Raw genomic sequence first — 21710 nt, 5'->3', positions numbered from 1 at the left:
CTTTCATCTTATCATATTTAGAAATCATCATTTTGGTTATTTTTTACATCATTTCTTTTATTATTTACATAAAGTAAATTGTGAAAACAAAGTGACATAAAAAAACAGCTACACTTTGTTAGCTGCCTGACATACATGATATACTAATACACTATTGGTAATAGAGCCAATTCCTCTTGGAACGGGTGTGATATTTTCCACAATTGGTTCTACATTTTCATAGAGAATGTCTCCACATAGTTTTTGTTTCTTTTCATTGTAATTAATTCCCACATCAATCACTGTTTGTCCACTTGAAAAGTAGGATTCATCCATAGATTCCATTTGTCCTGTGGCCACTACAACAATATCTGCTTTTTGGGTAATATCTTTTAGTTTTTTAGTTTTTGTATGACATAAAGTAACAGTTGCGTTTTTCGCACACATCATCATCGATAATGGCTTACCCACTACTAAACTTCTTCCCACTATGACAACATTTTTAGATGTGACATCAATTTTATAAAATTCTAAACATTCCATTACGGCTTGAGCCGTACAAGGCGCATAACCTATGTTTGTATTTGTGAATACACCGGCTAAACTTAAATCCGTACATCCATCTACGTCTTTTTCAGGTGCTATTGATTTTCTGGCTCTTTCGTTGTCTAAATATTTTGGAAGAGGTCGAAACATCAGGATTCCGTGAATACTTGAATCTTTATTTAAATTGTGAATTGTTTCATAAAATGTATCTATTTCAATATCTATTGGAAAAATCACATTCTTTACATGCACTCCTACTTTTTCACAGCGTTTTATTAAACCTCTTTCATAAGAAACATCACTTGAATTGTCTCCTACTCGTACAATGGCCAATGTTGGTTTATTTAATGCTGCCAATGCTTTACTTTTTTCATCAATGGATTTTGCCACTTCATTTCCCAATAAAATCATGTTTATAACCTCTCTAAAACAGAATCATAAATTTTTAATGCTCTAGGCGCATATTCATCTATATACGCATTAACTTTTTTTTCTAGTAAAAAAGCATATTCTTTATCTTTCATCAATTTTGTATTCACAAAAACATTGATGGCTGCTCCTTTTAAAGCTCCATACGCAAATGCTGCTCCTGTTGCGGCATCGGAAATAGCTAATTTAGAACCATATTGTCCATAAATTTCCAATTGCTCAATGACTTCACAAATATCTTTTACCATATGAAAAGGTGGCATAGCAGCTTGTTTTAAACAAGATTCTAATATGTCATTTCGTTGTGGATTTTCTTTTGGAATGCCATAGGCTCTTGACAAAGGCTCAAAAGCCTGGGCATCTTCTTGAATACGATTTAATAAAGAAAGACGCAATGCTTCTGTTTTTTTCATACACTTCAAAATTGTTTCTTCTACATCTTTATATTTCTTTTTATGAATTGTTAAATTACCAACCATAGATCCAAGAGAAGCCGCTAAAGCTCCTGTTAATGCACTGGCTCCTCCTCCACCTGGAATAGCTTGTTTACTTGATAAAGATGAAGTAAATTGTTCTATACTTTGTTCCATCATATTATCACAGCCTTAAAATTGTTCGACAAATATTCGAAAATAAAGAAACCATATTTCCTTCTAAATGAAGAATCGGATTTGAAATAATACCTGACATTAAAATCACAATAAAGACAATGGATAAAAAAGGTGTTCCTTGAATAATACGGAAATATTTATCATCGTCTAAAAAAGAAAATAATACTTTGGATCCATCCAATGGTGGAATTGGAATACAGTTAAAGATTCCTAAACCAATGGATAAATAAGCCGTTTGTGCACATACATCTGTAATAAAATTTCCGATTGAATTGAAATAAAAACCAGGCAAATACCCAACAATAACGTAATACACAAATACACACACAAAAGCTAAAATAAAATTCATCAATGGACCCGCAAAAGCTGTCCAAACCATTCCACTTTTAGGGTCTTTATAATATCTTGGATCCACAGTAACGGGTTTTCCCCAACCAAATCCAAACGCAAATAAACACAATAATCCCATCCAATCAATATGTGCCAATGGATTAATCGTTAATCGACGATTGGTTGCCATGCTTCGATCTCCCAATAAATAAGAAGCCAGAGCATGAGCAAATTCATGAAGCGTGAAAGCCAATAAAAGGGCAATTAATCGAATCAATAACGAACGAATACTCAACATTTTCTATACATTAAATCTAAAGTGCATGACATCTCCATCTTGCACGACATATTCCTTTCCTTCTAAGCGCAAACGACCCGCTTCCTTAATCGCATTTTCACTTTCTAATTCATCGATATCTTCAAAACGATATACTTCTGCACGAATAAATCCACGCTTGAAATCCGTATGAATAACGCCTGCACAATCTGGGGCTTTCATGCCTTTTTTAAATGTCCAGGCACGACATTCATCTTCACCTGCCGTTAAGAATGTACATAAATTCAATACAGAATAAGCACTCTTGATTAATAAATCCAATCCAGAATAAGGAACCCCTAATTCTTCTAAAAATGCATCTTTTTCTTCTTTATCCAAAGACGATAATTCTTCTTCCATTTTGGCACACAACGGAATAACCTGACTATGATCTTTTATTGCAAATTCCTTTACACGCTGATAATAATCCACAGAATCCGCATCCATGACACCTTCTTCATCAAGATTTGCGACATAAATAACAGGCTTAAACGTTAATAAGTTATACCCCTTGACCAAAGCTTTTTCATCGTCATTCATTTCCAAAGAACGAGCTGGTTTTTCTTCTTCCAGCCAAGGCTGTAAACGATCTAATAAAGCCAATTCTGCCAAAGACTCCTTATCTTTATTCGTTTTTGCTTTTCTTTCAATTTTACTGCGACGATTTTCAATGGTTTGTAAATCCGCTAAAATTAATTCCAGATTTATGATTTCAATATCACGAATTGGATCAATGGAATCTTCAACATGGGTAATATTATTATCATCAAAACAACGAACCACATGACAAATCGCATCGGTTAAACGAATATTGGATAAAAATTGATTTCCCAGTCCTTCTCCTTTGCTGGCACCTTTGACTAAACCAGCAATATCAGTGAATTCAAATGTTGTATAAATTGTTTTTTTAGGATGGAACAATTCCACTAAACGATCAATTCTACGATCCGGTACTTCAACAATTCCAACATTTGGTTGAATTGTCGCAAATGGATAATTAGCAGCTTCCACTTGTGACTTAGTAATGGCATTAAATAAAGTGGATTTTCCTACATTTGGAAGTCCCACAATTCCAGCTGTTAATGGCATATTTATTCTTCTCCTTTACTGATGACTTTCTTTAATTTCTTTTCAAATTTTACACGAGGCATTAATACACTGGCCCCACATCCCAGGCACTTAATACGAATATCCGCTCCCATGCGGATAATTTTCCATTGCTTAGATAAATGACAAGGGTGTTCTTTTTTCATTTCAATAATATAGTTTAAATCATATTCCTTATCCATATGAACTCTCCTATAAATCATTGGAATCCATTACAATAGTAATAGGCCCATCATTGCATAAATCAATTTTCATATCTGCTCCAAATACCCCCGTTTGAACTGGAACAAATTCACTTAATTTTTCATTAAAATAATCATAAAGTGGACTGGAAACAACCGGCTTAGCGGCTTCAATAAAACTAGGTCGATTTCCTTTTTTGCAATTGGCATATAACGTAAACTGTGAAATCGATAAAACAGATCCCTTTACATCTAAAATCGAACAATTCATTTTTTCATTTTCATCCATGAAAATGCGAAGCTTCACAATTTTATTCACCATTTTATCTATAATTTCTTTTGAATCAAAATCATTAAAACCAGCCAATATACAATATCCTTTTTCAATGGAAGAAACCATTTTTCCATCTATGGTACAACTGGCATGTTTTACTAATTGAATCACAACTCTCATTAATTTTCCTCCAATAAACAAACACACAAAGAAGCCATTCCTTCTTCTTGTCCAATAAATCCCAATTTTTCGCCACGAGTCGCTTTAATAGAAACACAAGACACATCGCAATGAAGACAAGAAGCAATATTTTCTCGCATCTTTTGAATATGAGGTGCCATTTTTGGCTTTTCCGCCAAAATTGTAGCATCAATATTTCCAATATGAAATCCTTTTTCATTCATTAAAGAATATACATACTCCAATAAAACTAAACTCGAAATTCCTTTATATTTTGGATCCGTATCTGGAAAATGCTTTCCCAAATCCCCTAAAGCCAAAGCCCCTAAAATACTTTCCGCAATCGCATGAACCAAGACATCGGCATCGGAGTGTCCATACAATCCCATAGAATGATCAATTTTAACACCACCTAGAATTAAGTCTCGTCCTTCTTTTAATGGATGAAAATCAATGGATTGCCCGATTCTCATAAACAATAAACCACCTTTGATTTACGAGACGACATTTCAGGACGAGCATCGCTATAGCCTAAAATACAATTTCCGATACCAACATAGCTATCTTCAAAACCCCATTCCTGTAACCATTGCTTTCCTTGATCCGTTAAAAACATTTCACGAGCTCTATGAATCCAGCAAGAACTAATGCCTAAAGCATGGGCTGCATTCATTAAATTCCCCATAGCCAAAGCCCCATCATATTCATACGTATTACTGATGGCTGTATTGACCAATACCACTATGACAGCTTGAGCCCCGTAAAAAGGATCTCCCTTAGCATTCATAATATCCGCATTGAGTTTCGACATTTCTTTAATACGCTCTTTATTTGTGACCACGACAAACCCTACTTCCTGGCGATTTCTTCCTGTAGGCGCACACTGCCCTGCATATACAATTTTTTCTAACAATTCCATAGGAATTTCTTTTTCTATATAGGATTTCACACTACGACGTGTGATAAGATTTTCATAGGCTTCCATATTCACTGCCTCCTTAGCCTACTCATTATAACAAAAAAAAGTCTAGTTTTCACTAGACTAATGTTTATCGTTGAACTTGAATAAATTGAGGTGCACCACCATTGATATATACAGAAGAAATGATAGTTTTGCTGACACCATTGGCATCATAGAAATTACCATGAACAGCCATACCATTTCCAATATAAATCGCAATGTGATCCACTCCACGACCACCATTGTAATAATAAATTAAGTTACCTGGTTGCGGATCATCTGTATAATATCCATATTGACCAACATATTGATCTGGCCATAATTGATAAGCATCTTGTACCCCGGCAAGAGCTAATGCCTGTTGTACTACTTGTGTACACCATTGACCATCAGTAACACCTACTAATGAAATTGCAGCCTGTGCAATACGATTATTTAAATCCGCATATGGATTTGATGGCGTTTCTGGTACTACAGGAACTTCTGGTTCAACTGGAACTTCAGGTTCTGCTGGTGTCTCAGGTTGTACAGGTGTTTCTGGAGTAACAGGAACACTTGGTTCTTCAGGAACAACTGGCGTTTCTGGAGTAACTGGTGTTTCAGGAACTACCGGTTCTTCAGGTGTAACAGGCGTTTCTGGTTGTGCAGGCGTTTCTGGAGTAACAGGAACTTCTGGTGTTTCAGGTTCAGCTGGCGTTTCTGGTTCTGCTGGAACTTCTGGTGTTTCAGATTCTGCTGGAACATCAGGTGTTTCTTGTTCTTGTTTTTGTTCTTCTTTTACTTCTTCAATGACATTGGAAGCATCTTCCTGCACTTCTTTTTGCACTGTTTCAGTCATTTCGACATTTACAGTAGCTACAACTGCTTCTTGCGTTGTTTCTTTATCAACTGTACCATCTTCTTCTGAAAAATAATACGACTTTCCTTCGATTTCTTCCCAACCCTTAGCAACAGTAGCATCTTCTTTTACATATTTATCTCCATGCCATCCTGGATTCGTTTCCATCGCATATACAGTTGCAACAACTGGGAAACAACTAGCGACACAAAGTACCGAAGCCACTTTTTTGCCATTGTTTTCAATTAAACTCACTATAATCTACCCCCTTTTACAGACTATTAGTTATATATAATTTAACATATATAAAAATCAAATACAAATTTTTTTAAAACAAATGAAAAATGTCCTTTACTGGAACAAAGAAGCCATAAATTCATCACTCGGTTTTTGAATTTCAATCCAGGCAACTGGCTCATATTGATTGGTGATAATACCCGGAGCAAAGACTTTTCCATTAATAGTATATCGATTTTGTCCCAGTACAAAGGCCTTGGCATAATAATACTGATTTTTCTGATTGGCTTTCATTAATAAAAGAACATCACTTCCCTGGCTTGGCAAACACTCACTCATGCGATGCCATTGATTGGCATTGACCACATTTTGAAACAATTGATTTAAAATATCTTCTGAAATTTGTTCATCTTCTTTCCATGGCACAATTTTTTTCATGGAACTATCCAATTCTTTTTCCATAAATTGTTTAACATCACTAGTAAAAGGCACCTGGTGAATATTATTTTTCCGTAATACAATGATTTTTTCTAATTTCGTATCAATAGATGTTTTTAAATCAAGAAGTGCTTCAAAACTCACAGGTGGCAACTCCTTTTTTTCCACCATCCATTTAGCCATCAACAAAGGACGAAGCACATCAATACAAGCCTTGGTACCAATATTTTCTTTCCCCGCAATTTTCTTATAATTATTTCTTGCCATTGACACATAACTCAAAGCCAAAGAACGAAGAGAAAACCCTTTTTCCAATAAAAAAGAACGAATCAAATGAAACGAATCATCAATAAAATAAATATAAGAAGAAACCAGCCATTCATATAAAGAAATCGGACTCTTTGTCATACTACGCAAAACCTTTTTTAAATCCCATCCAATCCATTCCATATTATCTTCTTTGAATTCCATTTCCTCTTTCTGCGCAAACAAATTCAAATACCCATTCACACTATCTTGAACATAAATAAAACGAATATTATGATTACTCGATTGATTTTGTAGACCATAGGAATATGAACCCGTTTCACAAACAAATAAAACCTTAATACCCTTTACCTTTAATAAACGATCCATTATCTCTTTCATATATTTATTATACACCAAAAAAAAAGACCTCAAATTGAGATCTTATTTAAAATAACGATTTAATAAACCTTCTAAAGCACGACCATGACGAGCTTCATCACGAGCCATTTCATGAACTGTATCATGAATCGCATCCAAGTTATTTTGTTTTGCGACTTTTGCTAATTCAACCTTACCAGCTGTAGCCCCATATTCACAATCCACACGCCAAGCCAAATTTTTCTTTGTTGAATCTGTCATATTTGGTTCTAAATCCGATCCTAACAATTCAGCAAATTTAGCAGCATGTTCTGCTTCTTCATAAGCAGCTTTTTCCCAATATAAACCAATTTCAGGATATCCTTCACGATGCGCGATACGAGCCATGCATAAATACATACCCACTTCTGAACATTCACCTTCGAAATTAGCTTTTAATTGATCAAAGATATATTTTTTATCTTCATCTGAAATATCCGCATTATTTTTTACAGTTTTCGCATAAACACCAAATTCATGTTCAGCCGCTAATTTCATTTCTCCCTTTACTTCTTCAAACATAGATGCAGGAACTTTACATACTGGACACTTGAAATCTGCTGGTAAAGCATCACCTTCATAAACATATCCACATACTTTACATACCCATTTAGACATAAATTTTTCCTCCTTGTATATAATTTCTTATATATTATAAACTCTTCAAGACAAAATTACACGCACAATGCTTATAAATTTTCATTAGTACACATCAAAAAGAAAACCACATTTCCTTTTGACTCCATTACCAACTCTTCTGCCTGTGTACAAATATTCCATCTCGGATTGGCTTTTTTCTTTAATTCTTCTTTAAAAAAATTCACATCCTCAACTTCAAATACCACACAAACAAAAGGAATCGTATTAATCATAGGAAGAATCGCGACAGCTTGTGTAAATCCATTAATATCTTCGTCAAAGCCAGGTATATAGCCTTCTTCCATTTGCATCACTTCACAATTAAATTCAGGAACTGTTGCTAATTCTTCCATCATTTCCTGTAAATCATCTGTTTTACTTTCATGAAATTTTTGTGTTAATTGTTCCGATAATAACTTATTAGAAGAACAAGCACATAATACAATACACATTATAATAAGAATCAGCTTTTTCATATTTTTTTAGTCCTTTCTGAAACAAAATGGAAACTCCCATTAAAATCAAACAAGTGAAAAGAAAAGAAAATGATTTTGAACAACTATTCAATAAATAATTTTCAATTCCATATCCAAGTGTCATTTGAAAACCATATAATTCCAATGAATACATTGAAACCCATTCCAATGCTTTAACTCTAGGAAAAATAGAAACCAGGCCATATAAAATCGGAACAAAAACCCATATAGTAGATGCACCACAAATAAAAAACAACAAAGAAAAGCCTGCTAAAAGAGATACATTCTTCTTTTCAAAACAAGTTCCCAGACAAAACATATACAAATGAAAAAGAAGAGAACTTGAAATAAAAAAAGATAAAAACAAATAGATGCTTGTATAAATAATAATTTGATATTTTTTAATTTTCTTTAAAATCCATGCCAATCCATAACAAATCAAAATAAAAGGACAAAACCAAAGAAAAGAAGTTTCTTGTTTTAGAAAAAAATCCATGAAACAAAGAATCGATAAAAGTTTTGAAATACTCCATTGTTTCACAAAAAAAGAAAGAATAGAAAAAAACACAAAAGGAATATAAATCTGTTTCCACCTGTTTTTATAAAAAGAAAAATCAATATCATGATTACTAATCCAGTAACCTGAACACAATAAAAACAAGTCCACTCCTATCCATAATCCTTTTGTTGGAAACGGAAATAAGTGAAAACATAAAATCATAATGGTCGCTAAGCCTTGTATACTTCTTTTTTCCATGTTCACTTTCATCATAACACAGAAAAAGCCGTTTTTTAAACGGCTACTCGGCTATTACAGCATCTTTCGTGTATTTTAAATCACTGCCTTGTTGATAAATAAATTTGGCATACATCTTTGTTCCAAAAAAATCCACCACTGTATCATACCAATCCGGATGAGCAATAATTCGATTGGCTGTATCCAAAATATATTGCAGTGTTTTCGGATGCAAATCAATGGTTCCATGACCCGGAAAAACACCTGAAACTTCTTCAATTCGAGGCATGAAATCCTCTAAGGCATCCCGTAAAGAATTGATTGTTGAAAACTGGGGATATTTTTTATCATCACCAAAAGCACTGGTTACATCACCAATAAAGAAACAACCCGTTTGATGATCCAGATACCCGGATTGACCAGCAGTATGACCTGGTAAATGAATCAATTCCACTAGATAGCCTTGTCCTAAATCAAAACAATGATGATTGTCTACGCCAATGACTTCATAAGACGTAAAAGGAGGCAAATCGTTTTCATCAAACCATGTATAACTTAATTCTCCATTTTCATCATGAACAAAATCATAGACAATTTGCGCACTTTGATTCGCTTGAATTTTTTCCTGATCTGCATAATGACAATACACTCGATCAAAATGACTATTTCCTGATACATGATCTATATGATAGTGCGTATTGCAGACAATGACCTCTTTATCACCTACTAAATGACGAATCAATCCTTTTAAATCACCTAAACCAAAAGCCGTATCAATTAATAAAGCTTTTTCAGGACCATCAATTAAATAACACCACATTTCTGCGGCATGAATTCCATCGAAGTAAATACAATACGTATTGTCACGAAATTTATATACTTCGGCATAGGGATTTATGTCTGGATAAAATTGTTTTAAAGTACTATATTCTCTTAACACCTTTAAAAAAGACCAACGAGAAGGCTTTTCTTTTTCTGGATGAATTAATCTCGTTTTTAAATTTGAACGAATTTCTCTAGGATCCTGCATAAACTACTCCTTCCAAATTCTTCTTTGCCTTGAATTCAATATAAATAACTCTTCCCTATACTTTGTGATGGTTCGCCTGGACACTTGTATTCCCTCTTTTAAAAGAATTTTTCGAATCTTTTCATCACTCAAACAAAATTCTTTATCTTCATTTTGAATCAATTCACGAATTCTTTTTTGAATTCTCTTCTTTTCTATTTTTCCATGATCCAATAAAGCATCCATTTCATAATATTCATTTTCAAATTCAAATGACTTATTGGAAACCGCTCTGGAAACCGTAGAAATCGCCAAGCCACAGCGCTGTGCAATCATTTTCAATGTACAATATTGTATAGGCCCATGACATAGAAAAAAATCTTTTTGAATATCACATAAAACATTCATAATTTGAAGCAAAGTCATATTTCGTTTCTGAATCGCATTCATTAACACCATTGCTTCTTGTCTTTGTTCCTTCAACGTATCACAATCCATTACTTCAATGGAAACAGGCACATTGATCATTTCAATATGAATGTCTTCCTTTTCTACTTTGACTATACACTCTGGCATTAAATACGAACTATTACAACTAAACATTGAACCCGGTTTTGGATGCAAGTTTTTAATGAAATCAAAACCCTCTTCAATTTCATCAATTTCTAATTCTGTTATTTTTGAAATCTTTTCAAATTGACGATTCGCTAATAATTCCAGATACGAACAAAGAATAAAAGCTGTTTCGCTTTCTGCTTTTTCACTTTGAATACATTGAAGCTGTAAACACTCCTTTAAATCAAAGGCAAACAAACCATAGGGCTCACATTGACGAAGAAATTGAATATGCGCTTCTATTTGTTCTTTTGTATAATCACTTTGTTGAATCATTTCTTCTAAAGAACAATCAAAATAACCATTTCCATTGATACTAGACAACAAATATTCAATGACTTCCATTTGAATATTTTCATCCATTAAACGAATCTGATTTAAAATATGACTTTTTAAATCTGGTTTCTTTTCCTGGTATTCCAGTAATAAATCATAGCTATCTTCTTTCAAAGAAATAAAAGGATTGGAATAAGACATCTCTTTAATCAATGACTTTAATTGCTCAGAATTTTTTGATAAAACACGAAACATTTGTTGCTGTGTTTTATTGAATTTAATGGTTTGTTTCAACGTAATTTGAGGAACAAGCGATGTTTTCATGGGATATACTTTCTAATGAGTTTTTCACAATCAAATGAATATTCCGTATTAAAATAATCATCCATTGATGCATAACGAGCAAAAATCGCATCAAAACTCGATTGCAGTAATTCTTCATGAACTGAACATACATAAGCCAAAGTATCTTTAATTTCCTGGCTATAATCGGATTGATATAGAATTGGCATCAAATGTGTTTTAACGGATTCATTGCTGAATAAATAATCTTTAAAAATGATGTCTCTCTCACATCCAAACAAAGATAAAACCAAGGCTGTAAAGATTCCCGTTCGATCTTTTCCGGAACCACAATGAAATAAAATTCCGTCTTGGCATTCCTGCATAAGTTGAAAACAATTTTGAAAAGCTGTATTGGAAAACGGAATCACTTGATATCCTTTTCGAATAAAAGAAGACAAAGAAAAGATTTCTTCTTTTGTGGATTGTTTTGTGACTAGTCTAGGAAAATAAAAATCATTGATTCCTGTCTCTGGCATCAAAGCACACCAGTTATAATGAACAAAACGAGAATCGCATTGATATCCATCTTCTTTAATTTCCAGTTCACTTCGAAAATCAATGATAAATCGAATGCCTAATTCATATAATTCATCCCAGTCGTTTTGTTCAAAATGCAAAGGTGCATCGCTTCGAAAGAGTTTTCCTTTTTGAATAGGAGCAAACACATCATGTAAATCTCTAAAATTTGATAATTTCATATTACTTTACAATATATTTATAGTTGTCACCGGATTGTTTAAACCACGCCGGAATATGTTCCTGAATGGCCTGGTCTAAGTATGTCAGCATATATTCCATTCCTGGTTCTTCCAAATTAAAGTGTCCCATATTTAAAGCCACTCTATTTTTATGTAACATACCACCATCTCGAATATATTCCGCATATGTAAAATCAATTAATTCCATCGTCAATAAACAATCAATATCGCTTTTATCTGTTTTCACAATGGCTTCTTTAGCATCGCCAAAAACATGGAATAAAACGGCAGCTTTTTTTACTTTCGCATGTTCATTTCCCATTAATTTAATGCCATTTAATTGACAAGTCGATACTAAGTCTTTTGCTAAGTTTTGAGCATCAATTTCCTGATCAAATTCATAGGCCGTTGAACAAATCAAAGAGTCATCAAAAGAATTAATGGGATTATCAATCCAGTTTGTCCACCCCATTTTATGAGCCAATCCCGCAAAAATACCATCTGTATAATCTCCATTGTATGGAATACCAGAATGAATATAATCATGATTTCGCCATACAACAATTTTATTATCTTCCAATAACTGCTTCTTTTCCAAATATACTTGATTTTGTGATTCTTCCAGCCAATCTCTATGATCGCCATGATTCCAGAATAAAGCTTCATGACAAATAATTAAATTAGCTTTCTTTTCAATCGCAAAACGAATCACATCCACATTCGCCCAGCAAGTCGTGACAATTCCTGTACATTCCTGATTGGGATTTCCAAATAAAATCTGATCACGAGAAGTAGAGTCATCTATACTTCCATAGCCTTTGTGATATTTTTTAATATTTTCTATAACTGTTTGAATAATCATAAAATACCTCTATTCATCGTCTTCATCTATTTGACTTCTCATTTGATTGACATATACAATTTGATTTCGACATTCCATAACCAGTCTTTGTACACTGTCTTGTGTCAATTCAATTTCTTCACTTGCCAAAACAAAAGACATAGCCATTGGCAAATTCATTCCACAAATCACATGAACTTTATCATTCATATATGGAAAAAACTTCTGGTAAACGCTTCCTCCCATCATGTCCACTAAAACAATGACTTCATCGCCTGGATCAAAAGAAGAAAATAATTCAGCAATCGTTGTATCAATGTCTTTCTGTTCGTCTTCTAAATAGGCATTGATGTCATAGATATCTTTTAGGGAGTTTGTTAGAAAATTGACTGTATCTTTTAAGCCATAGGCGAGTTTATGATGCGATGCAAAGATAAATCTTCTCATAATAATTCTCCATTTCTTTTTTCCATTTTATCATAAATAAAGAGCTAAAGAAGTGCTTAGCCTCCTTTAGCTTGTTTGATTTAGGCCGCAAAAATACCTGTGGCAGCTCCAATCCATGAAAGTACGATGATGATCAAAATCATATGTGTCATCTTGACTTTCTTTTTATTCATGAAGAAATACATCAAACCAACGGCAACAACTGGTAGTAAACGAGGCATTACACCATCTAATAATCCTTGTACTTCCATCACAACGTCACCATTTGTGAATGTAAGTCCTGTTTTTAAATTCACAACAGAAGCAATCAAAGCTCCAACTACTGTTAAACCAAGAACAGAACAAGCTTCTGTAAAGACTGTAATTTGTTTTCCTAATTTTGTAACAACGTTAATACCCATGTTGTATCCCCATTCCACTTCAAGGATACGAACAGCTAAGAAAGCAAATGTAAAGGCACACCATAAGAAAATTCCCAATGGATTTCCTTGCATTCCCATGCTGGCAGCAATAGAACCAAAGATTGTAGGAATCATAGCCCATCCAATTGTATCACCGATACCCGCTAAAGGACCCATGATACCAACTTTAAAGTTGTTGACAGCATCTAATGATTCTGTTCCACCTTCATCTTCAATACCCAATGCAGCTCCCATAACAAATGGAGAAATCCATGGCATTGTATTATAGTATTTCATCGCATTTAATAAAGAAGCCTTGAAATCATCATCATTTGGATACATTTTACGCAATAAAGGATATACCGCAAATGCATAAGAAGGTGCTAATTGTGTTTCATAGTTAAATGTTGAAATTCCAATCAACCAGCGACGTGCTGCTTGACGACAATCTTTTTTTGTCAATACCATTTGTTTACTCATCTTCTAAATCTCCTAAAGAATCAGCACCAGCAGGGGCGTTGGCAACTCTCATTTCTTTTTTGTATACTTCATAAGCCGCAGCTAAACCAACAGCTCCAACTCCTAATACAGGAACACCTAAGTAAGCTGTTAATACAAATCCAATAATCAGGAATGACCAGTATTTACTCAATGGCATGTACATCAATAACATTGCCATCCCGACACCAGGAAGAACTCCACCGGCAATTGATAAACCAGTAGTGAACCAAGCTGGCATGAAATCCAATACAGCATTTACAACTGTTGGTCCAATCGCAACGCATAAGAACACTGGAAGAGCGGAACACAATCCATAGAATACTGGAGAAACTTTTACTAATCGTAAGAAAGATGCGAATTTTCCTTCTTCAATTAATGACATTTCTTTATGCATTAAGAAACCATTGAAGATTTTATAAATAACGTCAAAGTTAACCCCTAACATGGCAACTGGAAGACCAATGGCCAATCCTGCTTCCATTCCACGTCCTGTAGAACAAGCAATCGCTGTAGCAATAATAGCAGCTACAGGATAATCTGGCATTGAAGAACCACCTACAGCAACAACACCCATAGACATTAATTGCATAGTAGCACCGATATATAATCCAGTAGCAGGATCTCCCATAACCAATCCGACTAACCAGCCACATACAATGGTATTAAAGGCAAACAATTGTAAAGTGACTGTATCTGTCATTTTCCAATAAGCAATCAAAGTGATTAAGACAATTTGAATGGCAGTCATAATTTTTCTTCTCCTCTTCTTTTATAAACTGATTTTTGATTCTAATGGCTCAGCTTTATCTGTTGTGGTAAATTGAACATCCACTTTTGTACCATTTTCAATTAGTTTTTTATAAACTGGTTTTTGATCATCTTTAATACTTGCACGCGAACTTACAGGTGTACCTTCTGTTTTATTGTTTCTTGTAATTCCAACGACAATACGAGGAATCTTTTGCCCTGCTTGTTCTTGTAAAGCCAGGAACGTTTCCGGATTTTCGCAAACAACAAATACTTTATGGCTATCATATTTACCTGCTTTAAAGTTTTTAACAGCTGTTTCTAATGTAATAATTGAACAAGCCATACCCGCAGGTTTTCCTAGACGCATACTTTCTTTGATGACAGGATCATTAGCTACTTTATCATCAATAACCATAACTCGTTGTGCCCCAGATTGAGGTGCCCACATTGTTGCGACAATTCCATGCAACAAACGATAATCAATTCTTCCTAGAACAATACTCATTTTTCTCTCTCCTTTCTTGTCTTCGCTCTTATATAGCAAATTCCATGCCAATTAGTGTCTTTCTTTGTGTCCTTTTCAAAAAAATAATTCAATGATATGATGGATAAACACGAAAGGAGAAATACATGCATCGATTCAAAGCCTATATGGGAACCAAAGACTTTTATTTTCATGTCCTGTACATTGCCATTCCCATGATCATCCAAAACCTGATCACCAATTTTGTCAGTTTACTCGATAATATTATGGTTGGACAAGTCGGGACCCTTCAAATGAGTGGAGTTTCCATTGTCAATCAATTTGTCTTCGTCTTTAATATTACCATTTTTGGTTCTGTTTCAGGAGCCAGTATTTTTGGATGCCAGTTTTTTGGTCAGAAAAATCACGAAGGCCAAAAATACACATTCCGCTTTCGCCTCTTATTTGCCAGTCTGATTATTTTATTTGGTTTATTTATATTTTCTATATTCGGGGATTCTTTAATTCAATTGTTTCTATCAAAAGATGATTCCTTAGAAATGATTACACAGACACTGCAATATGGAAAAGAATATCTAAATATTATTTTATGGAGTTTAATTCCATTTGGAATTGGACAAGTCTATTGCAGTGTTATTCGTGAAATCAAAGAAACAAAAATTCCAATGTATGCCGCAATGAGTGCCATTGGCATTAACCTGGTTCTAGACTATGCCTTGATTTTTGGAAAATTTGGACTCCCCCAATTAGGAGTTGCCGGTGCTGCCATTGCCACTGTCATATCAAAAATCATAGAAGCTTCTGTCATGATTATTTGGGCACATACACATTTAGAAAGAAACCAGTATTTGATTGGTGCCTATCGTCATTTATTTCATATTCCAGGAAACTTAGCCATTCAAATTCTGAAGAAAAGTTTTCCTTTATTAATGAACGAATTTCTATGGTCTCTGGGAATGTCTACCATCGCTCAATGTTACAGTGTAAAAGGATTAGAAGTTGTGGCTGCCCGAAATATTGCCAGTACTTTGACCAACTTATTTGGTGTCATCTATATTCAATTGGGCTCAGCTACTGGAATTCTGATTGGAACTAAACTCGGTGCCAGTTTATTTGAAGAAGCTAAAGACGATGTAAAAAAATTAATGCCATTTTGTTGTGTAATTACTACAATATTTGCTTTGATTTTAATACCTGTTGGAAAAATCTTTCCTATGATGTATCAAACCACAACAACCATTAAAGACTTAGCCACTTATTTTATCATTGTACAAGCATTAGCTATGCCTCTTTGGTCCTATGTCAATGCTTCGTATTTCATTTTACGAAGTGGCGGAAAAATGGGTATTACGTTCTTATTTGATAGTGGCTATACATGGATAATCTTAATTCCATTTGCATTTTATCTAACTCATTTTTCTTTATTAAATATCCATTCAATACTGATTTTAGTCACTTTTACTGATGCCATAAAAGCCATATTAGGCTATTTCTTAATCAAAAGTGAAATATGGGTGAATAATATTGTGGATTGATTTTAAATCTTTATTAAAGAAAAATTAAAGGTAAATTTTGAAGAGTTGAAAATATCCTGATTTATGGTCGAAAATTAATAAAAAAGCTTTTTATGCATCTGCATTTAAAGATTTTCCTCTCACCTAAATTCTTTCTTCTGATGAAGCCTTATGTAATTTTTCATACAAATTTCCTTCTTTCCAAAAATATAATTCTTCTGTTCTATATGATTGTTATCATTAGAAACCCATATTCTTTGTGATACTAATGAAAAATATTATGTTTAATCGCAATATCGTCCAAGGACCCTTATCCATTAAAGTATGATTATATTGCGATTAATTTAAATTCTTTTGAATATTTTGACTTTCGTCCTATTATAAAAAACCGTAGTCAGATTTAATTTTTAAACTGTCTACTAGGAGATCATATCATAAGTTATACTAAACAATCATTTGATTTAGAAAGCCACTAGCTTACCTGGGAAACACTACATTCTACAAATTCTGCAATTTCTTCTATTTTCATTCCTTTAATTTGTAGTTTATGCGCAGTTTTTCCTTTTCCTCAAGTTTTCCTTCCGCTATTCCTTCGGCTTTTCCTTCCAATCTTCCACTTTCTCTTATTTCTTCCATGATCTCACACATGTTTTGTACCTCCATATTTCCGGTTTTTAGTTGTTTGACAGCTTCTTTAAGTTCTATCGTTTTCATTTCTCGATAATCACTGCATCCAAAGTCATGCATCAATAAACCCAGTGCATCATTTCCTCGATATTGTCCATTGACATACATCAGATGAATTCGATCATTAAATAGACTTTTATCCAATTCATATATCATTCGTTCTACATGATAGACTGGACATCCTTTTTTGAAATAATCCTGTTCGGTAATGAAAATAATATAGATATCTTTAAATTCTTTATAGTCCATATTCTTCTTGGCATTTTCAATATCCAGAATAGAAGCATAATATCTTAGTCTTTCCGGCAAAGCTTTTTGTATACTTCTTTCCACTTCGATATCGTATATATTTCCTTCTATATCAAATAGTACGATATCACAAATAATAGATTTCGAATGAGCTTGTTTTACATCATATTGAATAACATACTTTTCAATTTGGATATCATCTCTAGACAAGATTATATTCAATATCTTTTCTAATAATTTCTTGTTGTTTTTAAACAGGATACGCATAAACGTATCATCAAAGGGTCTAAATCGTTTGATAGCTTGTAGAAACTGTTCATTGTGTGCCGCGGGCATTGTGTAGTATTTTTATTCATTTAAAAATCCTCCTATAATATTGATTTGATGTATAATATTTCCCGCAGCTTTTATATTTTTTCTGTCTGTTTTTATGCTTTCATCTTAACATATTTAGATATCATGATTTTGGCTATTTTTTACATCATTTCATTTATTATTTACAAATAATCAATTGTGAAGATAATATGACAAAAAAAGGATCTTTATGATCCTGTTTATAATGAAAATTCAATATTAGCTTTTCTTTTTGTTTTCAATACATATTCAATATTTTTAGAATCCGATTGATCATAAAAATCAATGGCTTTTTCCATTCCAATGGATTTACTCTTACGTAAAATAAGACGCTCTTTTAATAGATTGACAGGAACATAAAAGAAAATCGAATCATCACATAAATCTATTAATTCATTCCATGGACTTTCTTTTGACAATAAATAATTTCCTTCAATCAATACAATATCACTTTGAATCAAAACTTGATGATCCACTGGTTCATGCATCAATCTGGAATATACAGGCCACCAAGTGTCTTGTTCTTTTGTTTGTTCAATCCATTTCTTTAATTTTTGAACATCAAATGTATTGGCACTTCCTTTTTCATGTTCTAAATGATGTTCTTTCAAATAGGCATTAGAAAAATGAAATCCATCCATGCCAATGCTTTGAAACGAACAATTTGCATCCATCTGTTCAAACAACTGCTCTAAAAATAAAGCCAATGTACTTTTTCCACTACCTGGACAAGCCGCTAAAAAGACAATGATTCTTCTTTGTTTATTATGGAAACAATCAATCCATCTTTGTAGTAAAGGCATAAAAATTGTTTCAATTTGTTCTTTTGTATAAGAAACATTGACAATATGTCCATTCACATTCAATTTATTCATCGTCTTCATTGCTGCTTGTTTCCTTCATATTTTGTATATACAAATAAATGTATTCCACTTCTTCAATTGGAATCTCAATACGATAGTATTTTTCTACTTTATGAAAAGCTTCCTTTAAATGATAATAAAACTCTTTAAATACATTAGAACACTCATCTAAAGTCTTTGTATACGTATCAATTCCATCTCGAGTCACTAATCTTTCAATTAAACAACAAATATGAACATACAATCCAAAACACATATTATTTGAAAAAGTCGTATTCATTTCTTTTTGAAGAAGATCAATAGAATCGGCTACATGTTCTAATAACTTATTTGGATTTAAGAATGTTAAATTCATAATGATATTAGTTAAAGAAAAATTCTTTAATAAATTCTTCTGAAATAAATCCATATCCTCTTTAGACAAAATATCCATGAAATAATTTGTTAAAAATCCAAATGATTCATTCACAATTAATTCTTCAATCGGCACAAATTTTAAATTTGGAATTTTGGGATTTAAAGTTCCTACAATGCACAAAACTTCATACCCTTCAAAGAAATCGTCCTCTAATTGTTTTTTGACCAAAGTCGAATAATCATATGTTAATACTTTTATTGGTAATTGAGACGGTAATGAATCTTCTAATATTTCTTTTAATTTTTCAGCTGTTCCAATACCTGTTGCACATGAACATAAAATGATTTTTTCTTTTTCCCTTGATTCCATGATTTTATATGTCGTTGGATTCATTTCAATGGATTCTTCAAAAATCTGTTTTAATGGCTTTCCCTGTAACATGCCTTGCCCCACAAATAACGCAAATTTTGTAGAAACATTATTGGCAATAGCAACATTGGCATCCAATGAATTCAAATGATTATAAATCTGTTCCAAAGAGCCCATATCCACCAATAAAACCAAGTCCTTAATTTGATTCCAGTTTTGAATATATTCATTTAATTTTTCTAAAATCAAATCGGTTGATGTATCCAATGGCATATCAATGGCATCAAATACATAATGATCCAGCATTTTATTGACACTGGAAGCAATAGAACTTGCTGTAGCATAGCCATGGGCAATAATCATACCAATTCTTTGATGTTGTTTGGATTCACCTTGAATATTGGCTAACCATAAAGCTAGACAGGCAATAATATAATTGTTGCATTCTAAATTCAAATGCATGGAAATTAATTCCGAAACAGATTCAAAAAATGAAAATTCAGAATGGTATTTTTTCTTGACCAATGAAATAAAAACTTCATAGGGTTCCATATCCCATTTTGAAACATCCGAATAATTCGAAAAATATTCAACAAAGACCATACAAATTGAATTAATTTCTTTATCTTTTAAGTTTTTACGATATTTTTGATTCACCATTTCTAAAATAGACTTCAATGAATCAATCACATTTAAATTTGAAGCATAAACTGCTTTATTATCAGAAAACATCGCATTGTTGACAAATTGAGACACATAAATAAACAATTTATCAAAATATTCATCAATTAAAATTTCATTGTTTTGTAACTTTAACGTCCACTTTGTGATTTTTTTAGACACTTGAATTCCAAATTCAGGAATGATTTGTTTCTTTAATTCATCCAATGACAAGACTTTATGCTGCACAATCGAATACGGATGAAAATTAATATGATGTGGTAAATGAAGATTGTTGATTTCTACATATTTTTCATTTCCATTCATAAACAATGCATTCATACACGTTTGCCGAATCACATTTTTTAATTCCCCAACATTTCCTTCATAAACCGTTGACAACAATGCCTGATATGCATTGGAGGTAATACGAATTTCTTTTTGAATTTGATTGGATTCCTTTTCTAATAAACTCACAATCAATTTTGTCTTTTCTTTTTCGCCTCTTTCTTCTAAAGACGGAATACAAATCTGAATGGGAATTCGCCGCAATAATGTTTTTAATAAAGCTTTTTTAGGTTCTTCTGTTGTCGCAAAAGCCATAAAGACTTTGCTTGAATACACATGTTCATTGTCTCCAATTTGGCGATATTGTCCATTATCCAAAAATAAAAACAATTTTTCCTGGCATTCCGGTTTTAAACAATGAACTTCATCCAGAAACAACATTCCTCCATCGGCTTCTTGAATCAAACCTGGATTATCGTGATCGGCTCCTGTAAAAGCTCCTTTTTTATATCCAAACAAATAAGCAGTTAATAATTCCGGATTATTGGCATATTCCGAGCAATTTACGTGGACAAACTTAGAATCCGAATTTAATTTTTGTTGATGAATTCCATATTCATACATCTTTTGAACAATCAGGCTCTTCCCCGTTCCTGTGGGTCCATACAACAAAGTTGGAAGACCATTGGGTGGATAACACATACTGGCTTTACAAGTTTCAATCACATCACGTAACGATCCATCAAAGCCAATTAATGTTTCAAAATCTTGCGGATTTTTAGTTTGACATTCCTCCAGTAATTCTTCCAATGAATTATAGATTCTTTTTTTCAAAACAATATTATATTTTTCCTGTATGGTTGTTCGATCTAAAAATAAAACAGGACGAGAATTAATTTTAATAAAGGTTCCATCGTTATAGAGATCATTTAAATGCTGAGAAATCCAATTACGAGAAAAGCCCAATTGTTTACCCAAAAGAATCGCATGATTCTTTTCATAATTTTCTTGTATGGTATTTTCCTTCACTAAATTTCTTAATTTATTTTCCATAAA

At 33.0% G+C, this 21710-nt stretch carries 25 protein-coding genes; 1 reads left to right on the top strand and 24 read right to left on the bottom strand.

Annotation, left to right across the window (positions count from 1 at the left end):
* Nucleotides 1–108: 108 nt before the first annotated feature.
* The 21 genes from ACI32A_RS06890 to ACI32A_RS06790 form a co-directional block, all read right to left on the bottom strand.
* The gene (locus tag ACI32A_RS06890; RefSeq protein ID WP_439754302.1) at nucleotides 109–936 is read right to left on the bottom strand and encodes a bifunctional 5,10-methylenetetrahydrofolate dehydrogenase/5,10-methenyltetrahydrofolate cyclohydrolase; all 828 of its coding nucleotides are present in this window, start codon (nucleotides 934–936) and stop codon (nucleotides 109–111) included.
* A 2-nt stretch (nucleotides 937–938) separates the two neighbouring features.
* Nucleotides 939–1544, bottom strand: coding sequence for a cyclodeaminase/cyclohydrolase family protein (locus ACI32A_RS06885; RefSeq protein WP_439754301.1), 606 nt, complete (start codon nucleotides 1542–1544; stop codon nucleotides 939–941).
* A gap of 7 nt (nucleotides 1545–1551) precedes the next feature.
* Nucleotides 1552–2193, bottom strand: a complete 642-nt coding sequence (locus ACI32A_RS06880; protein ID WP_439754300.1) for a site-2 protease family protein — start codon at nucleotides 2191–2193, stop codon at nucleotides 1552–1554.
* A 3-nt stretch (nucleotides 2194–2196) separates the two neighbouring features.
* Entirely contained in the window at nucleotides 2197–3300 is a 1104-nt protein-coding gene (ychF, locus tag ACI32A_RS06875) for a redox-regulated ATPase YchF (protein ID WP_439754299.1), read from the bottom strand.
* A 2-nt stretch (nucleotides 3301–3302) separates the two neighbouring features.
* Nucleotides 3303–3500, bottom strand: a complete 198-nt coding sequence (locus ACI32A_RS06870; RefSeq protein ID WP_439754298.1) for a DUF951 domain-containing protein — start codon at nucleotides 3498–3500, stop codon at nucleotides 3303–3305.
* 10 nt (nucleotides 3501–3510) lie between these two features.
* Entirely contained in the window at nucleotides 3511–3954 is a 444-nt protein-coding gene (gene dtd, locus ACI32A_RS06865) for a D-aminoacyl-tRNA deacylase (RefSeq protein WP_439754297.1), read from the bottom strand.
* Nucleotides 3954–4427: a 2-C-methyl-D-erythritol 2,4-cyclodiphosphate synthase gene (gene ispF / locus ACI32A_RS06860; protein WP_439754296.1), complete on the bottom strand. Its 474-nt coding sequence runs from the start codon at nucleotides 4425–4427 to the stop codon at nucleotides 3954–3956. The genes dtd and ispF overlap by 1 nt, the downstream gene beginning before the upstream one ends.
* On the bottom strand, nucleotides 4424–4939 hold the full coding sequence (locus tag ACI32A_RS06855) for a nitroreductase (protein WP_439754295.1): 516 nt from the start codon (nucleotides 4937–4939) through the stop codon (nucleotides 4424–4426). The genes ispF and ACI32A_RS06855 overlap by 4 nt, the downstream gene beginning before the upstream one ends.
* A 64-nt stretch (nucleotides 4940–5003) precedes the next feature.
* On the bottom strand, nucleotides 5004–6008 hold the full coding sequence (locus tag ACI32A_RS06850; RefSeq protein WP_439754294.1) for an NlpC/P60 family protein: 1005 nt from the start codon (nucleotides 6006–6008) through the stop codon (nucleotides 5004–5006).
* Between the two features lie 96 nt (nucleotides 6009–6104).
* Nucleotides 6105–7076 (bottom strand): nucleotidyltransferase domain-containing protein, encoded by a 972-nt coding sequence (locus tag ACI32A_RS06845; protein WP_439754293.1) that lies wholly within the window; start codon nucleotides 7074–7076, stop codon nucleotides 6105–6107.
* A gap of 42 nt (nucleotides 7077–7118) precedes the next feature.
* Nucleotides 7119–7712, bottom strand: a complete 594-nt coding sequence (locus ACI32A_RS06840; protein WP_439754292.1) for a rubredoxin-like domain-containing protein — start codon at nucleotides 7710–7712, stop codon at nucleotides 7119–7121.
* Nucleotides 7713–7783: 71 nt separating this feature from the next.
* Complete coding sequence (locus ACI32A_RS06835) at nucleotides 7784–8185, bottom strand: hypothetical protein (RefSeq protein WP_439754291.1); 402 nt, start codon at nucleotides 8183–8185, stop codon at nucleotides 7784–7786.
* Nucleotides 8154–8966: an acyltransferase family protein gene (locus ACI32A_RS06830; protein WP_439754290.1), complete on the bottom strand. Its 813-nt coding sequence runs from the start codon at nucleotides 8964–8966 to the stop codon at nucleotides 8154–8156. The genes ACI32A_RS06835 and ACI32A_RS06830 overlap by 32 nt, the downstream gene beginning before the upstream one ends.
* A 43-nt stretch (nucleotides 8967–9009) precedes the next feature.
* On the bottom strand, nucleotides 9010–9975 hold the full coding sequence (locus tag ACI32A_RS06825; protein ID WP_439754289.1) for an MBL fold metallo-hydrolase: 966 nt from the start codon (nucleotides 9973–9975) through the stop codon (nucleotides 9010–9012).
* Nucleotides 9976–9978: 3 nt separating this feature from the next.
* Complete coding sequence (locus tag ACI32A_RS06820) at nucleotides 9979–11169, bottom strand: RNA polymerase factor sigma-54 (RefSeq protein WP_439754288.1); 1191 nt, start codon at nucleotides 11167–11169, stop codon at nucleotides 9979–9981.
* The gene (locus tag ACI32A_RS06815) at nucleotides 11166–11888 is read right to left on the bottom strand and encodes a tyrosine-protein phosphatase (RefSeq protein WP_439754287.1); all 723 of its coding nucleotides are present in this window, start codon (nucleotides 11886–11888) and stop codon (nucleotides 11166–11168) included. The genes ACI32A_RS06820 and ACI32A_RS06815 overlap by 4 nt, the downstream gene beginning before the upstream one ends.
* A 1-nt stretch (nucleotide 11889) precedes the next feature.
* The gene (locus ACI32A_RS06810) at nucleotides 11890–12750 is read right to left on the bottom strand and encodes a Nif3-like dinuclear metal center hexameric protein (protein WP_439754286.1); all 861 of its coding nucleotides are present in this window, start codon (nucleotides 12748–12750) and stop codon (nucleotides 11890–11892) included.
* Between the two features lie 9 nt (nucleotides 12751–12759).
* Entirely contained in the window at nucleotides 12760–13176 is a 417-nt protein-coding gene (locus tag ACI32A_RS06805; protein ID WP_439754285.1) for a PTS sugar transporter subunit IIA, read from the bottom strand.
* Between the two features lie 80 nt (nucleotides 13177–13256).
* Nucleotides 13257–14057 (bottom strand): PTS system mannose/fructose/sorbose family transporter subunit IID, encoded by an 801-nt coding sequence (locus ACI32A_RS06800; RefSeq protein WP_439754284.1) that lies wholly within the window; start codon nucleotides 14055–14057, stop codon nucleotides 13257–13259.
* Nucleotides 14050–14826 (bottom strand): PTS mannose/fructose/sorbose/N-acetylgalactosamine transporter subunit IIC, encoded by a 777-nt coding sequence (locus ACI32A_RS06795; RefSeq protein ID WP_439754283.1) that lies wholly within the window; start codon nucleotides 14824–14826, stop codon nucleotides 14050–14052. The genes ACI32A_RS06800 and ACI32A_RS06795 overlap by 8 nt, the downstream gene beginning before the upstream one ends.
* A 21-nt stretch (nucleotides 14827–14847) precedes the next feature.
* Complete coding sequence (locus ACI32A_RS06790) at nucleotides 14848–15333, bottom strand: PTS system mannose/fructose/N-acetylgalactosamine-transporter subunit IIB (protein ID WP_439754282.1); 486 nt, start codon at nucleotides 15331–15333, stop codon at nucleotides 14848–14850.
* A 125-nt stretch (nucleotides 15334–15458) separates the two neighbouring features.
* On the opposite strand from ACI32A_RS06790, the gene ACI32A_RS06785 reads away from it, so the two are divergent.
* Complete coding sequence (locus ACI32A_RS06785) at nucleotides 15459–16847, top strand: MATE family efflux transporter (RefSeq protein ID WP_439754281.1); 1389 nt, start codon at nucleotides 15459–15461, stop codon at nucleotides 16845–16847.
* A gap of 504 nt (nucleotides 16848–17351) precedes the next feature.
* On the opposite strand, the gene ACI32A_RS06780 is transcribed toward ACI32A_RS06785, so the two are convergent.
* The 3 genes from ACI32A_RS06780 to ACI32A_RS06770 all read right to left on the bottom strand — a co-directional run bounded on the left by ACI32A_RS06780 (nucleotide 17352) and on the right by ACI32A_RS06770 (nucleotide 21707).
* Nucleotides 17352–18029 (bottom strand): PD-(D/E)XK nuclease family transposase, encoded by a 678-nt coding sequence (locus ACI32A_RS06780; protein WP_439754280.1) that lies wholly within the window; start codon nucleotides 18027–18029, stop codon nucleotides 17352–17354.
* A gap of 287 nt (nucleotides 18030–18316) precedes the next feature.
* Nucleotides 18317–19000: a nucleoside/nucleotide kinase family protein gene (locus ACI32A_RS06775; RefSeq protein ID WP_439754279.1), complete on the bottom strand. Its 684-nt coding sequence runs from the start codon at nucleotides 18998–19000 to the stop codon at nucleotides 18317–18319.
* Nucleotides 18984–21707, bottom strand: a complete 2724-nt coding sequence (locus tag ACI32A_RS06770; RefSeq protein ID WP_439754278.1) for a sigma 54-interacting transcriptional regulator — start codon at nucleotides 21705–21707, stop codon at nucleotides 18984–18986. The genes ACI32A_RS06775 and ACI32A_RS06770 overlap by 17 nt, the downstream gene beginning before the upstream one ends.
* Between the last annotated feature and the right edge of the window lie 3 nt (nucleotides 21708–21710).

Origin of the sequence: Floccifex sp. (assembly GCF_051873555.1) — a bacterium.
Taxonomy (GTDB): Bacteria; Bacillota_I; Bacilli_A; order Erysipelotrichales; family Erysipelotrichaceae; genus Floccifex.
Note: the sequence above shows the minus strand (reverse complement) of the source record. Positions and strands in the feature narration are given on the sequence as shown.

Coding starts and splice junctions, on each gene's coding strand:
- ACI32A_RS06890 (WP_439754302.1), bottom strand. CDS start 936: ATGATTTTATTGGGAAATGAAGTGGCAAAATCCATTGATGAAAAAAGT.
- ACI32A_RS06885 (WP_439754301.1), bottom strand. CDS start 1,544: ATGGAACAAAGTATAGAACAATTTACTTCATCTTTATCAAGTAAACAA.
- ACI32A_RS06880 (WP_439754300.1), bottom strand. CDS start 2,193: ATGTTGAGTATTCGTTCGTTATTGATTCGATTAATTGCCCTTTTATTG.
- ychF (WP_439754299.1), bottom strand. CDS start 3,300: ATGCCATTAACAGCTGGAATTGTGGGACTTCCAAATGTAGGAAAATCC.
- ACI32A_RS06870 (WP_439754298.1), bottom strand. CDS start 3,500: ATGGATAAGGAATATGATTTAAACTATATTATTGAAATGAAAAAAGAA.
- dtd (WP_439754297.1), bottom strand. CDS start 3,954: ATGAGAGTTGTGATTCAATTAGTAAAACATGCCAGTTGTACCATAGAT.
- ispF (WP_439754296.1), bottom strand. CDS start 4,427: ATGAGAATCGGGCAATCCATTGATTTTCATCCATTAAAAGAAGGACGA.
- ACI32A_RS06855 (WP_439754295.1), bottom strand. CDS start 4,939: ATGGAAGCCTATGAAAATCTTATCACACGTCGTAGTGTGAAATCCTAT.
- ACI32A_RS06845 (WP_439754293.1), bottom strand. CDS start 7,076: ATGAAAGAGATAATGGATCGTTTATTAAAGGTAAAGGGTATTAAGGTT.
- ACI32A_RS06840 (WP_439754292.1), bottom strand. CDS start 7,712: ATGTCTAAATGGGTATGTAAAGTATGTGGATATGTTTATGAAGGTGAT.
- ACI32A_RS06835 (WP_439754291.1), bottom strand. CDS start 8,185: ATGTGTATTGTATTATGTGCTTGTTCTTCTAATAAGTTATTATCGGAA.
- ACI32A_RS06830 (WP_439754290.1), bottom strand. CDS start 8,966: ATGGAAAAAAGAAGTATACAAGGCTTAGCGACCATTATGATTTTATGT.
- ACI32A_RS06825 (WP_439754289.1), bottom strand. CDS start 9,975: ATGCAGGATCCTAGAGAAATTCGTTCAAATTTAAAAACGAGATTAATT.
- ACI32A_RS06820 (WP_439754288.1), bottom strand. CDS start 11,169: ATGAAAACATCGCTTGTTCCTCAAATTACGTTGAAACAAACCATTAAA.
- ACI32A_RS06815 (WP_439754287.1), bottom strand. CDS start 11,888: ATGAAATTATCAAATTTTAGAGATTTACATGATGTGTTTGCTCCTATT.
- ACI32A_RS06810 (WP_439754286.1), bottom strand. CDS start 12,750: ATGATTATTCAAACAGTTATAGAAAATATTAAAAAATATCACAAAGGC.
- ACI32A_RS06805 (WP_439754285.1), bottom strand. CDS start 13,176: ATGAGAAGATTTATCTTTGCATCGCATCATAAACTCGCCTATGGCTTA.
- ACI32A_RS06800 (WP_439754284.1), bottom strand. CDS start 14,057: ATGAGTAAACAAATGGTATTGACAAAAAAAGATTGTCGTCAAGCAGCA.
- ACI32A_RS06795 (WP_439754283.1), bottom strand. CDS start 14,826: ATGACTGCCATTCAAATTGTCTTAATCACTTTGATTGCTTATTGGAAA.
- ACI32A_RS06790 (WP_439754282.1), bottom strand. CDS start 15,333: ATGAGTATTGTTCTAGGAAGAATTGATTATCGTTTGTTGCATGGAATT.
- ACI32A_RS06785 (WP_439754281.1), top strand. CDS start 15,459: ATGCATCGATTCAAAGCCTATATGGGAACCAAAGACTTTTATTTTCAT.
- ACI32A_RS06780 (WP_439754280.1), bottom strand. CDS start 18,029: ATGCGTATCCTGTTTAAAAACAACAAGAAATTATTAGAAAAGATATTG.
- ACI32A_RS06775 (WP_439754279.1), bottom strand. CDS start 19,000: ATGAAGACGATGAATAAATTGAATGTGAATGGACATATTGTCAATGTT.
- ACI32A_RS06770 (WP_439754278.1), bottom strand. CDS start 21,707: ATGGAAAATAAATTAAGAAATTTAGTGAAGGAAAATACCATACAAGAA.